General features: G+C 64.3%; 11 protein-coding genes. 3 read left to right on the forward strand and 8 right to left on the reverse strand.

Going from position 1 to position 13,475, the window contains the following annotated elements; translation table 11 throughout:
- Window positions 1–44: 44 nt before the first annotated feature.
- Both AB4Y77_RS13290 and AB4Y77_RS13295 read right to left on the reverse strand, forming a co-directional pair.
- A complete protein-coding gene (locus AB4Y77_RS13290) occupies window positions 45–335 on the reverse strand; it encodes a DUF1540 domain-containing protein (RefSeq protein ID WP_311211361.1) in 291 nt (96 codons plus the stop codon).
- 159 nt (window positions 336–494) lie between these two features.
- Window positions 495–680 (reverse strand): hypothetical protein, encoded by a 186-nt coding sequence (locus AB4Y77_RS13295; protein WP_311211362.1) that lies wholly within the window; start codon window positions 678–680, stop codon window positions 495–497.
- A gap of 342 nt (window positions 681–1,022) precedes the next feature.
- On the opposite strand from AB4Y77_RS13295, the gene purS reads away from it, so the two are divergent.
- From purS to purL, 3 genes are read left to right on the forward strand one after another with little or no spacing between them, the layout of a single operon-like run.
- A complete protein-coding gene (purS, locus tag AB4Y77_RS13300) occupies window positions 1,023–1,274 on the forward strand; it encodes a phosphoribosylformylglycinamidine synthase subunit PurS (protein WP_011773385.1) in 252 nt (83 codons plus the stop codon).
- 1 nt (window position 1,275) lies between these two features.
- Window positions 1,276–2,046, forward strand: a complete 771-nt coding sequence (purQ, locus tag AB4Y77_RS13305; RefSeq protein ID WP_090824608.1) for a phosphoribosylformylglycinamidine synthase subunit PurQ — start codon at window positions 1,276–1,278, stop codon at window positions 2,044–2,046.
- Entirely contained in the window at window positions 2,043–4,352 is a 2,310-nt protein-coding gene (gene purL / locus AB4Y77_RS13310) for a phosphoribosylformylglycinamidine synthase subunit PurL (protein ID WP_442014278.1), read from the forward strand. The genes purQ and purL overlap by 4 nt, the downstream gene beginning before the upstream one ends.
- Before the next feature lie 76 nt (window positions 4,353–4,428).
- Here the strand turns inward: purL and AB4Y77_RS13315 are convergent, their stop codons facing one another.
- From AB4Y77_RS13315 to AB4Y77_RS13340, 6 genes are all read right to left on the reverse strand, one after another.
- On the reverse strand, window positions 4,429–5,853 hold the full coding sequence (locus AB4Y77_RS13315; RefSeq protein ID WP_442014279.1) for a putative bifunctional diguanylate cyclase/phosphodiesterase: 1,425 nt from the start codon (window positions 5,851–5,853) through the stop codon (window positions 4,429–4,431).
- Entirely contained in the window at window positions 5,850–6,353 is a 504-nt protein-coding gene (locus AB4Y77_RS13320; RefSeq protein ID WP_311211366.1) for a hypothetical protein, read from the reverse strand. Before AB4Y77_RS13320 ends, AB4Y77_RS13315 begins: the two co-directional genes overlap by 4 nt.
- The gene (locus AB4Y77_RS13325; RefSeq protein WP_442014280.1) at window positions 6,350–7,534 is read right to left on the reverse strand and encodes a GGDEF domain-containing protein; all 1,185 of its coding nucleotides are present in this window, start codon (window positions 7,532–7,534) and stop codon (window positions 6,350–6,352) included. The genes AB4Y77_RS13320 and AB4Y77_RS13325 overlap by 4 nt, the downstream gene beginning before the upstream one ends.
- A 115-nt stretch (window positions 7,535–7,649) precedes the next feature.
- Window positions 7,650–9,608, reverse strand: a complete 1,959-nt coding sequence (locus AB4Y77_RS13330) for a glycosyltransferase (RefSeq protein WP_442014281.1) — start codon at window positions 9,606–9,608, stop codon at window positions 7,650–7,652.
- Complete coding sequence (locus AB4Y77_RS13335) at window positions 9,608–11,317, reverse strand: ArnT family glycosyltransferase (RefSeq protein WP_311211369.1); 1,710 nt, start codon at window positions 11,315–11,317, stop codon at window positions 9,608–9,610. Before AB4Y77_RS13335 ends, AB4Y77_RS13330 begins: the two co-directional genes overlap by 1 nt.
- Complete coding sequence (locus AB4Y77_RS13340; protein WP_442014282.1) at window positions 11,307–13,370, reverse strand: cellulose biosynthesis cyclic di-GMP-binding regulatory protein BcsB; 2,064 nt, start codon at window positions 13,368–13,370, stop codon at window positions 11,307–11,309. Before AB4Y77_RS13340 ends, AB4Y77_RS13335 begins: the two co-directional genes overlap by 11 nt.
- Between the last annotated feature and the right edge of the window lie 105 nt (window positions 13,371–13,475).

Genomic DNA, 13,475 nt, shown 5'->3' on the forward strand with positions numbered 1-13,475 from the left:
CCACCTCAACCGAGGCGGGGACCCTTTTTGTCCGTCGGGAAATATCAGGAGTGCTCGTACGTCAGGCAATCGGCGGCTTCGCGGCCCGGACCGACCTTGACGTCGTGTGCCTCGCACATGAGGTTGTTGTTGTGGACGCACTCCGAACGCTGGCAGGCGCCTACGTGGGCGAGGACCTTGGGAAGGCCACCCATGGCGTTGGTGTCGATGAACGTCGCGCAGGAAGCGTGATCCGCGGTTCCACCAATGGTGATTCCAAAGGCAGTGCAGCCATCGTGGTTGAATCCGCAGCTGCCAACGCTACAGGCGGATACTTCGGCAATGTGTTCGGTCATTGTTCCTCCTGGTGGATCCTGAATAGTACTGGGGTTGAACCCCGCGTGTACTTTCCAAACTACGCCGGAATCACACCTTTTAACCCGATTGAATAGCGCATTTGTATGTGCCCTAATCCGCGCCATTCCGCCGAAAAAAGACCCTTTTCAGCTGAGGCTTCACTTACTGGGAGTGCGTAAGGCATCACTGATTTTGGCGCGGGTTTCAGCATCCAGCGGAGCGGTCACACGGTGCTCACGCGCCGCCCGGTCCGCCAGGATTTTCTGGATGACCATGCGTCCCAAACCAGCAAAAACTGCAGCGGCCACAACACCCAGCACCATCGATTTCGGTTTCTCAGCCATGCCGCAATCCTAGTGACGCCGGACACCCCCTGCCAGTGCCGGCGCCAGCCCCGCCAGCAAGCACAACCAGCCCCCGCCGTCGAGCCTTCAGTTGGCTCTTTTTTCCCCGCCGCGGCGGGGTGTCCTCGCGCAATCGCGCTGAATAGGGTATGTGCGCCCGTCCCGGTAGAATAGGTGTGCAAGCTCGCGGAGCGCCCCCCATGCCGTTCAAACATTGCAGTTCACCACCGTGTTTAACCCTGTGTTCTAGACGCTGTTTGAATGCGGCTGAACGGCGTGAGACGGCACCTCCGCGGCAGCCTTATTTAAGGTTCACCCAACTCACCGCACAGGAGTTACCGGATGCCCCGGATCGTCGTTGACGTCATGCCCAAGCCCGAGATTCTGGACCCCCAGGGGAAGGCCATCGTGGGTGCATTGCCCCGCCTCGGCTTCAACAGCTTCAGCGCAGTCCGCCAAGGCAAGCGTTTTGAACTGACCGTCGACGGCGAGGTGACCGACGCTATCCTGGCCCAGGCCCGCGAAGCTGCCGAGACCCTCTTGTCCAACCCGGTGATCGAGGATGTTGTCAACGTCGAGGTCGTCGAGGCCTGATATGACGTCGATCCCCCTGATTGGCGAGGCTGTAGCCGTCGCCGCAGAACCCCGGTTGGCAGGCGCCAAGATCGGCGTCGTCACCTTCCCCGGCACCCTTGACGACCGCGACGCCGCCCGTGCAGTGCGGCTTGCAGGCGCCACGGCGGTGCCGCTATGGCATGCCGACAGCGAACTCGGCGATGTTGACGCGGTCATCATCCCCGGCGGCTTCTCCTACGGTGACTACCTCCGTGCCGGCGCCATTTCCCGGTTCGCTCCGTTGATGTCCAAGATCATCGACGCTGCCAACTCCGAAGCAAAGCTCCCGGTTCTGGGTATTTGCAATGGTTTCCAGATCCTGACCGAGTCGCACCTGCTGCCCGGGTCCATGATCAAGAACGACCACCTGAAGTTCATCTGCCGCGACCAGACGCTCCGCGTGGAGAACGCCAACACCGCCTGGACCGTGGACTACACCGACGGCCAGGAAATCATTGTGCCGTTGAAGAACCAGGACGGCCAGTACATCGCCGACGAGAAGACCCTCGATGCCCTTGAGGCTGAAGGCCGCGTGGTGTTCCGCTACGTGGGCTTCAACCCGAACGGCTCCCGCCGCGACATCGCCGGCATCTCCAACGCAGCCGGCAACGTAGTGGGCCTCATGCCGCACCCCGAGCACGCTGTGGAGACCGGCTTCGGCCCCGAATCCCTTGATGGCGCCCCCCGCGACACCGACGGACTGGGCTTCTTCACCTCCGTTTTGACCAAGATTGTGGGAGGCGACAAGTGACCACGGAAACCACCAAGAAGTTCAACATCGATACCGTTGAGCACGCTGCCAAGACCCCGGACACGGAACTCCCGTGGGCCGAGCTGGGCCTGAAGCAGAACGAATTCGACGAGATCGTCAAGGTCCTTGGCCGCCGCCCCACCGGCGCCGAGCTGGCCATGTACTCCGTCATGTGGAGCGAGCACTGCTCCTACAAGTCCTCGAAGAACCACCTCCGCCAGTTCGGCGAGAAGGTCACCGAGGAAATGAAGAAGGACATGCTGGTGGGCATCGGCGAGAACGCCGGCGTCACCAACCTTGGCGACGGCTGGGCCGTGACGTTCAAGATCGAGTCCCACAACTCGCCGTCGTTCGTTGAGCCTTACCAGGGTGCCGCTACCGGTATCGGCGGCATCGTCCGCGACATCATTTCCATGGGCGCACGCCCGGTTGCCGTGATGGACCCGTTGCGCTTCGGTGCGATCGACCACCCGGACACCGCCCGCGTCATGCACGGTGCCGTTGCCGGCATCGGCGGCTACGGCAACTGCCTTGGCCTGCCGAACATCGGCGGCGAAATGGTCTTCGACTCCGTCTACCAGGGCAACCCGCTGGTGAATGCACTGGCCGTGGGCGTCATGCGCCACGAGGATATTCGCCTCGCCAACGCCTCCGGCAAGGGCAACAAGGTTGTCCTGTTCGGTGCCCGCACAGGTGGCGACGGCATCGGCGGCGCCTCCGTGCTGGCCTCGGAGTCCTTCGACGACACCAAGCCGTCCAAGCGTCCTGCCGTCCAGGTGGGCGACCCCTTCGCTGAGAAGGTCCTGATCGAGTGCTGCCTGGAGCTCTTCAAGGGCTCGCTGGTTGAAGGCATCCAGGACCTCGGCGCTGCAGGTATTTCCTGCGCCACGTCTGAGCTCGCCTCCAACGGCGACGGCGGCATGGAGGTCGAACTGACCTCCGTCCTGCTCCGTGATCCCACGCTGACCCCGGGCGAGATCCTCATGTCCGAGTCGCAGGAGCGCATGATGGCCGTGGTCACCCCGGAGAACATCGCCGCTTTCGAAGCTGTGATGGACAAGTGGGCCGTGGAGTACTCCTGGTTGGGTGAGGTCACCGACACCGGTCGCCTCATCATCACCTGGGAAGGCGAAGTAATCGTCGACGTCGATCCCCGTACGGTTGCGCACGACGGACCGGTCTACGACCGCCCGTTCGCCCGCCCGGAGTGGCAGGATTCGGTGCAGGCCAACACCTTCACCGGTTCCGTTGAGGATGCCGGCCGTCCGGCAGCTCCGTCCGAGCTCGCCGCAGCAGTCACCGAACTCGTGGCATCGCCCAACATGTGCAGCAAGGCCTGGATCACCAACCAGTACGACCGCTACGTTGGCGGCAACACGGCCATGGCTTTCCCGGATGACTCCGGTGTGGTCCGCGTTGACGAGGAAACCGGCCTGGGCGTTGCCCTGGCCACCGACGCCAACGGCCGCTACACCTATCTGGAGCCGTACCAGGGTGCACAGCTTGCGCTGGCCGAGGCCTACCGCAACGTGGCCACGTCCGGCGCTGTTCCGATGGCCGTCAGCGACTGCCTGAACTTCGGTTCCCCTGAGGACCCGGATGTCATGTGGCAGCTCGCCGAGGCCATCCGTGGCCTGTCGGACGCCTGCATGGAGCTCGGCATCCCGGTTACGGGCGGCAACGTCTCCCTGTACAACCAGACCGGCACCACGCCGATCCACCCCTCCCCCGTGGTGGCAGTCCTGGGCAAGCTCGACGACGTTGCCCGCCGCACGCCGTCGGGCTGGCGCGAGGACGGCCAGGCCATCTACCTGCTGGGCACCACCGCAGCAGAGTTGGACGGCTCGGAATGGTCCAACCTCCGCGGACACCTCGGTGGCCTGCCCCCGAAGGTGGACCTCGCAGCAGAGCGCGCCTTGGGCGAGATCCTGATCAACGCTTCCCGCGACGGCATGGTTGACGCAGCACACGACCTCTCCGAGGGTGGCCTCGCGGCTGCCTTGGTTGAGTCCTCGCTGCGCTACGGTGTGGGCGCCCGGATCGCCCTTGAAGAACTCATGGAGCGCGACGGCGTGGACCTGTTCACGGCCCTCTTCTCCGAGTCCCAGGCCCGTGCGATCGTGTCCGTGCCGCGCTCCGAGGAAGTCCGCTTCAAGGACATGTGCACCGCCCGCGGCTTCGCCCACCTCCGGATCGGCGTTGTTGACGCTGCCGGCGGAAAGTTGGAGATCAACGGCGTGGACGAGCTGTCCCTGGACGCTCTCCGCGAAGCTCACGAAGCCACGCTGCCGAAGTACTTCGGCTAAGGACTGGCCAAGCAAAAGGCCCCTGCCAGCGTCCGCAAGGACGGTGGCAGGGGCCTTTTGCTTGGCCACATCGAGATCAAGCCGGCCAGGTCCACTGCCGGGCCAACTGCTCCGTGAACTCAGCCTCGGGCAAGGGCCTGCCGAAGTAATACCCCTGGCCGCTGGCGCAGCCGATACTCCGAAGGGCCGCTGCCTCCTCGGCGGTTTCAATGCCTTCCCAAACACCTTCCAGCCCGCAGGACCGGATGACTTCCTGGATGGCCGCCAGGAACGCGAGTTGGGAGGGGTCCTTTCCAAGGTCCTTCACGAACTGCCGGTCCACTTTCACCCGGTCCACGGGCAGTTTCCGCAGGTAACCCATGGACGAATATCCGGCACCGAAGTCATCGATTTCAAGTCCTACACCAAGCCTGTGCAGGCTGGCCAGGGTGTAGCGGTCCAGCTCGTTGTTCTGGATGATGGCGCTCTCAGTCAGCTCCAGGACCAGCGATTCCGGAGGCAGGCTTTCCTCGGCAAGGGCTTCGCTGACGTCGTCCACGAACTCCAGGCTCTGCAGGTCCGCGGCGGAGACATTGATGCGCATGGAGAGGTCATGCTGGGCCGTGGCCGGGTTGTCCCGCCACCGCCGCAGCTGCCGGACGGCGGTACGCAGGACCCACCTCCCCAGTTCGGCGATGAGTCCGGTGGCCTCGGCCACGGGAATGAACTGGTCCGGCATGATCAGTCCGTGTACGGGGTGGTTCCAGCGGACCAGGGCTTCGCAGCCTTCGATCCTTCCCGTGGCCAGTTCCACGATCGGCTGGTAGTTCAGGACCAACTGATCTGAACGGATGGCCTCGCGGAGTTCACCCACAATCTGCCGCTGCAGCTGCCGGGCGTGCAACGTGGCGGGATCGAACATCTTGAGCTTGTTCCGGCCCTCGGTCTTGGATTCCTCCACAGCGATATCCGCTTCCTGGAGCAGGTCCTCGACGGTGTGGTGTGGCTCTGCTGTGCGCAGTCCGATGCTTGCACCGCAGCGGACGCTGTTGTTCCCAAGATCGATGTTCGGTTCCAGCGCGGCCAGGATGCGGTTGCCGACGGCGGTGGCCCGGGTTTGCGGGGTGGCGGGCAACAGCACGGCGAATTCGTCGGCACCCAGGCGGGTGACGACGTCGTTCTCCCGGACGGCCGACTGGATGCGCATCGCCACGGTGACCAGAACCTGGTCCGCCGCGGCATGGCCTGCGGAGTTTTTCAGTGCCTTGAAGCCGTCCAGGTTCACGAGCAGGAGCGCGGGCTGAGCCTCACCATGGGCCGCGGCGTTCCGGGCCGCAATGAAGGCCTCCACCAGGGCCAGACGGTTGCCGAGCCCGGTGAGTGCATCAGTGAGCGCTTCGCGTCGCTGCTCATGCCGGACGTGGTGAAGCTCTTCCATGAGCGCGCGAACGTGCCGCTCCAGTTTTTCGATGCGGGAATCAGCGTCAACGGGAACAAGTCGTCGGGGCTTGGTGCTGGTCACGATTCTTCCAGGCGTCGCAGCGTCGTATCGGCGACAGCCTGCGGCTTGGCAACGGGATTGCGGCGCTCGTCAAGGAACAGCCGGTAGGAGGCGATGTCCATCCTGCCGTCGGACTCCACCTTCTTGCCGGCGCGGTACACGTGGGTGATCCAGGAGCCGCCGAGGATGGCCTCGATCCAGGCGTCGCATTCTGCCAGCGGGAGGTGGACGCGGGTCCCGGTGTTCCTGCGGTGACCGGCGATGGACACCGTGATGCAACTGCCCAAGAGACCTTTGTCGGCTGTGAACCAAGCTAGACCTTCCACGTCGGCGACGATGGTCAGGTTGGCGTTTCCGTCCTCCACCGATTGGACGGGACCCATCCGGACTGACCGGCGGTCCGCGTTCAGGGACGTTGGCGTACCGGCCATGTAGGGAGCACTGGTGATGTTTTGCCGGAAGGCGGACAGCTCCTGGGTGTGCTGGATCTGGATCTTGGTGGTGAGTTCGTTGAAGGTCATGATCGTGCCTCATCCGCGATAATGGCCGCCTGATGGCGGTCAGCTCCTACAATCCGGTTTCTTCCTTGCGCCTTGGCGCTGTACAAGGCTGCGTCCGCCACCTCAATCATGAATTTCAAGTCAGCACCGGCGGGGATGCTGGAGGTGACGCCATAGCTGATGGTGGGGAACGCGACGCCCTTGGGCGCCGGGGTGGCTGCCATCCTGCGGCTGATTTCGGCTGCGATGTCCTCGGCCCGGTCCTGCGTGGCCCCGGGCAGGAACAGGATAAATTCCTCACCGCCGTAGCGCCCGATCAGATCGGTGGACCTAACCGAGGCGCCGCAGGCTTCGGCGAAGGCCTGCAATGCCACGTCCCCGGCTCCGTGGCCGAATTCGTCGTTGACGGCTTTGAAATGGTCAAGGTCCGCGAGGACTATGGCTGCGCCGGATCCGGTGGACTGCAGGCGGTGGAGTTCCGTGGTGGCCATGTCCAGGAAGGTTCCCCGGTTCAGGAGGCCGGTCAGGTGGTCGCGGTCGGCCCGTTCCTTGAGTCCCTTGATGAGTTGGTCGCTGGTGAGTGCGGTCATGCTGAAGGACACAGTGACCAGGAGCACCATGGATATCAGGGCCGACGGTGCAGGTCCAAAGTAGGTGGTGAACGTGTGGCTTGACGGGCCTTCAAATGCATAAACCAGCCACCTGCCCAGGTAGTAGCCGGCCAGCAGACCTGCCGCGACGGACAAGGCTTTGTGGACCTGGGAGTGCGAGGACTTGATGAACCACAAGTCGTAAGCGGCCAAGGCAATGCCCGCGGTCATCATCGCCAAATAGACGAATCCGCCGGACCAGACATTGGTCCCTGGACTATCCAGGAAGGACGCGACGGCGGTGACGGCGGGACCGATGGCCAACTGCCATGATGCCGCTTTCCGGTCCCGAAGGGTCTTTGCGCCTGCCCAAACGCTGAACGCTCCGGCCACCACCAGGATGTTGCCCACGGGGTTGGCCCACTGCTGGTGAGGGGTGCCGTTGAGCAGGAAAGCTGCGTTGCCCACCATGAATTCCAGCAGGGCCAGGCTCCACCAGCCGGCATAGGGCGAGCGGGTGCGATGGAAGGAGATACAGAACAGCACCAGGAGGGTCACTGTGACCACCCCTAAACCAACCCGTACCGAGAAAGCATCGAGCACCGTGTCCAACCCCCTCAGCTGGTCATCCTGCGGCTTTGAGTTCAGTGTGGCGAGGCTTACTCAACCTCACTGCGGCATTTGCTCAAGATTTGCTCAAGATCAGGGGTGGCTCCAACCGGGCGCCTTACCCAACCCAGTGGCCGTCGTCGTGGTATTCCGCTTCCAGGCCGTGCGGCGTCTTCTCCCACTTATGCGGGCTGGTGAGCATCTGCCAGGCTGCCCGCCAGGCCGCCACTGAGTGCAGCACCCAATAGAACGGGTTGAGCAGGGCGAAGATCGCGATCCTCCATCCGTGCCGGCGGAGGGTGGCCACACCGGAAACGATGATCATCATGGCGTTGCCGAACAGCATGGACACCACGCCGCCCACCAGCAGCCATTCGGGCAGGACCAGGCCAACAATGTCGTAGCCGATGTAGGTGACCACGGTGAAGCCCACCACCAGCGGGTAGGCCAGGAACGCCAACGGGGTGCCCAGGATCAGGCCAAGGAACCCGACGGCTCCAGCAATCCCTGTGCTCTTGATGTAGCGCACCGTGTTCCGGGTATTGACGGCCGAAGTGACCATGTAGCCCTTGATCCAGCGGGTGCGCTGCTTGACCCACGCCGGCACCTGCGAGCACGCTTCTTCCCACGTAGTGGAGTTGATGACGCCCACGCGGTATCCGTCCACGGCCGCCCGGAGCCCCAGGTCGGCGTCCTCCGTGACGTTCCATGGGTCCCACGCCCCGACTTCCTTCAGCAGGGAGGTCACAAAGTGGTTGGAGGTCCCGCCCAGCGGCAGCGGGATCCCTGAGTTGTCCAGGCCAGGGAGCATCGAGTCGAACCAGTGCGTGTATTCGATGGTGAACATCCGGGTGAGGACGTTCTGGTCCGCGTTGAAGTAGTTGAGCGCAGCCTGGACGCAGATCAGCGGTTTGCGGTCCGGGTTGAGGTGTTCCCGTTCAAAGGCGTCCTGTTTGAACGCGGCGATGGAAGCACGCAGCTGGCCGGGCTCGGGGCGGTCCTCGGCATCGTAAATGACCACGTACTCGCCGCGGGCGAACGTCAGCCCGTAGTTGCAGGCCCTCGGCTTGGTCTGCGGATCACCCTTGGGCACGATGAGGATGCGGACATATTCCGGAGGCCGCGAAGCCTTCGCGGCGGCGATGGTCTCTGCGTCGTCCTCTTCAAGGAGGACCAGGACATCCAGCTTGGAACGTGGATAGTCCAGTTGGCCCAGGTTGGTCAGCAGTTTGTCGATGATGTTCGCTTCCCGGAACACCGGCACCAGGATCGTGTAGACGGGCAAGTCGCCGTCGGGAACCCGTTCCTCCGCCAAGGGAGGCAGTCCGCGGGTGGCCCTCTCCTTATCCCTGGCTTTGGCCACCGCGGCATCATGCAACCGGTCGAAGGGGCTCCGAAGGCTGGCGAGCGTCTTGAAGCCGATGCTCACCAGGAAGACGACGTTTGCTGCGGCCAGGAGGACGATCAAAGCCGTCAGCGGAGACAGCACGAACGCAGTGATTAATCCGGTGAGCAGAACCACCGGGAGGTAGCGCTGCCATGGCGTCAGGGCGGTGCGTGCGGACTCTCCCGGACGCTCCTCGGCAAGGCGCTCGGCGGATTCGTAGAGAAGGTGGCGGCGGAAGGAACGCTGGATGGACTGGTTGATGTCCCAGTCGGTGGTGGTGCGGAATTCAACCGATGCAGCGTGGAAACGACGCGCAGCCTCCTCTGCGATGGCCGTGGACGGAGCCACTGCAGTAGCCACCGTCAGCACGTCAGCGTCCATCCGCCATGGCAGCCATTGCGGCTCGCCAACGCCGCTGTAACCGAGTACCTCCATCAATCGGTCGTCCACAGGTTCAGCCACCAGGTCCACCAGCGGCGCGTCCCAGTGCTGTGCCAGGACTTCATAAATCCGACGGCGGTCCAGCCCCGCTTCCAGGATCAGGTGCCGGCCCAGCAGCCCGCCTTCGCTCGCCGCGCGATCCAGCGCACGCTGCAGCTGTTCCGGGGTGACGAGCCCCGCCGAAAGCAGTGTCTGGCCGATCGATTGCGGGTTGAGCGTGGAGTCCGCCAAGCGTGAAGGGGAAGTCATCAGTGGGAGGACCTTTCATAGATCCGGTGGGTTGGCGTCGAGAAGGCCACGGAGTAGCGGACAGTGAACGACGGGTTCGCCACGATCGCCTGGTACACCAGGTCCGTGGGCCCCGAGTCCCGTGCTCCCGTTCCGGCTTCAACGTTGACGAAGACCCACTGCGCATACTTGGCGGGATCCTCCAGCGCCGGACCAAAGTAGTCTCCGGAGGCACGGTTGTAGATCTCCTTAAGGGGAATGCCCATGACAGGAAGCACGGCGTTGCCCCGGGCGCTCTCATCCATCAGGATTCCGCCGGACTCGTAGTGCTCGTTGAGCCAGCGCGCCGCGGCCGTGGAATTGGTGGTGGACTCGGCGGACATCCGGCCCTCCGCCAAGACGGCAAGCCTGCCCGCGGGGTCCTCAGCCCACCACAGGTTCTGCACCACGAGTCCGGCCAGCAACACACCGACCAGCACAGGCCTGATACGGGCCGGGCGGGTGAACTCCTCCACCGCAACGGCCACCAGGATCGCCACCAAGGGCAGCGCCGTCAGTGCGAAACGGTTATTCCACCACGTTGACGGCAACGAATGGTCGTTGTTGATGGCCGTCTGCCCCAGGAACAAGCTCAACAACGCAAAGGCGTAAGCGCTGCCGGTCACCGCCACCAGCAGGGTGCTGTTGGCAAAACCCCTCCTGAAAACCAGCACGACGGCGCCGCACGCCGCCAACGCGAGCACCACCACGCCGACCGTCTCCAACAGGGACCAATGGAAAGTAGTCAGCGTCAGTCCCAGGTTCCCTTTGGTAGGCAACAGTCCGCCGTCGGTGATGTTTTTTTGCTGCGCGTAAGCGGAGTATTGCCCAAACATGAACTCCAGCGGGTTGCCGTAGATAGCCCAGTTGTAGGAAATCCACCAGAGCACCGCCGCGGCGGGGATCATCACGTAGCCGCCAGCCATGACGAAGGCTTCCCGCCAGCCGCCGGTGCGGCGCCTGGCTACGATCAGCACGAAGAGGGTTCCGGTCATCACCAGCGCCCAACCCTCATAGCGGGACAGTACTGCCGCGGCCGACGGAATACCGGCGAAGACCGCAAGCTCACCGGCACTCATTCGACGGCGGCTGGTAGCCCAATGCGCCAACCCCGCCATGCCGCCCACGATGCACATAATGAGCACCGGCTCGGTCAACGCTGTGGTGTAGACGTAGAGGACGGCCGGATTCGCGAGGACCAGCAGTATGGTGGCGAGCCGCCCGGCCCTGCCCAATCCGAGACGGGCTGCGATCAAGTACAGGCCAGTGGCTGTGGCGGACAACGCCAGGATCCCCAGGATTCCGGCAGCCCAGCCCGTGCTGAACAACCACATGTTCAGGACGAACGGAGCCAGCAACAGGTGCGGCATGGGCAGCCAGACGGTGCCCAACTGCTCAAAGCCGGGTGCTTTGCTGTCGAAGATTCGCCGGGCGATGGTCAGGTGGCTCTGGGCATCCGAATAGTCCAGGTTGGTGCCATGACCGATCGTGTACAGGCAGGCGAGGTACCCCACCAGCAGTGAAACCACCGCCACGATCCTGGTGCCCGGAACCTTGCGCCCAACCACGGGGGCACCGAGCCGCGCCCAGCCCCATGTGGCCAGCCCGGTCAGGGAACGCAACAGTGTCAGCGACAGCGTCGCCGGACGCCGGTGTGCAGCCCGCGGACGGGTGGCGACGCTAGTTGCCATGACCCGGTTTCGCCGGCCCTGCGGCGTCTGCCGGTTGTCCTGCCATTTGCTCAGCATCCACATATGCCCGTGCCGCCCGGGCACGACGCCGCAGGAGCACAGTCCGGGCTGCGAACGCCAGACCCAGCACCACCACTGCCCCGCCGATCCACCAGGCATAGGGACGGTAATCGTCCGTGACAGCCTTCTGCGGGACCACCACATTGCTCTCCAGCAGCACAGGTATTCCCGACGGTTGGGTCACCAGAAGGTTCCGGGACAGCGATGCCCAGCCGCCTTCAGCAGCATCCACATGCGAGGCCAATGAGGACTGAAGCGTAGACGCGGCGGCAGCGTCATTTTCCGGTGCCCACGCACCAAGGAGCAACAGATTCCGGCCGCCCTGCTCAAAAGCCTCCAACACGCCGTACGGAGCCGAGGCACCCACGCCGTATTCGACGTCGTCAGGCGAGATGGTGCGGAACTCCGCCAACCGCAGCGGTGCGGACAGCTTGTTGGCGACGTCGGCGGTGGCACCCACCACAAGCCCTGACTCGCTGGAACCGGCCAGGGCGTCGAGGCCCACCACGCGGGTGTCCAACAAGGAAGCACTGTCACGCTGCAGGGAAGCCAGCAGTGTCGCTGCGTTGACGGTGTTGGCTTGGGCGTTGCCATCGCCGAACGCTACCGGGACGCTCTGTCCGAAGGCCTGGGGGAACCGTGCGAAGCCGGCTTTCGTGGAGCCGCCGCGGACGGCGGTGAGGGTGCTGCCCGCGGTATCCAGGGTGACTTCCATGGGCATGACGCCTGCGGGTCCGGTGCAATCGCCGCCTGCCGGGAGGGCAGCCAGACGGATCCGGAGGCCGTTCCTCGCCTGAAGCTGGCCAGCTGGAACCTCCGCGTCCACCGTGAAGGTGTCACCGCCGTCGAGGTTCTTGGAACTGAGCAGGTAATCGTTCCAGAAGACCGAGAGCTGCGCCTGGGCGTTGTCCGGGACAGCGGTGTGCGTGCCCTTGAGCTGGACGTTCACCGACGAAACCGGTCCGCCGAACTGTGACTGGGTGACGCCCACATAGGATTCCGGGGTGCCGTAGCCGGAGAGTTTGAGGGTGCTGCTGCCCAGGTCCTTTAGGCTCTGGACCAGGCTCGGCGCGGCAGGCAGCGCCGAGGTCAGGCCGGTCACGGAAGAGGTCACGGCCAGCGCTGTCTTGTCGCTGGCCAACGCCCGGGCGGCGGTGCGGAGTTGTTCGTCGTGACCACTGAGGATGAGCTGCGGAAGGCCGGCTGCCGTGGCCAGTTTGGTGGCGGTTTCACCTTGGTCTGCAATGACGCTGAGGATCCGACTGCCGGTCGGGAGGGTGGCAACGCGCGCCACCAGCTCGGCTTCCGGCACCACTGCGACCGTGGCGGCCGGGTAGCGCTGGGCCATGGCGGCCGAGGCGGTCATGATGGCGGCGGAAACATCCGCGCCGGGATCCGCCGGGACGGGAAGTACGACGGCGGGCACGGACGCCGGGAAGAACTCGCCCACCGTGGTGGGAGCCTTGGCGGTCCCGCTGAAGTCGACCACCAGATTGTTCAGGGTCGCCGTGGCGTTGGAGGCCACGCACATCGTGTGCGTTACCGGTATGAATTGCAGCCCCACCGTGAGCTGCTGGCCAACAACGTCGGCGTTGCTGACGGCTTCGTCCAGGGGAACGGTGGCTGCGGCGTTGGCTTCGAGGATGACCCGGCCGTTGACCGTTGCACGGACCGTCCCCTCAGGCTTTCCCGACACCGCGATAGCGCCCTTCACCCGGGTGGGCTCCAAACCTGCCGTCACAGGCACCACGATCATCTGCTCGGTCTGACCAGCGAGCGCTGAAACGCTGGAGCTCGCCCGTACAGCCGATCCTTGGCCAGAAGAGGTGACTGCCGGAGAGGCGTCTGCCGGTGAGGCGGAGGCAGGTGCGGCGGCAACTCCCAACGCACTGACGGTGGCCAGTGCAAAGGTGGCGGCGCAGGTCAGCAGGATCCTGGCCGGATGGGAGGGTGCGTGGAGCCGCGGGCGTAGCCGGGCGGGGGTTTGGGGCACGATGTCAGTCCTGAGTAACTAGCAGCGAATGAGTCCGTCAGCCGTTTGAGGCCAACCTCATTGACACTGCCGAACGGAACTCAAGGCGCCTTGCTGCATTGGCTC

Origin of the sequence: Paenarthrobacter sp. YAF11_1, from assembly GCF_052113445.1 — a bacterium.
GTDB lineage: Bacteria > Actinomycetota > Actinomycetes > Actinomycetales > Micrococcaceae > Arthrobacter.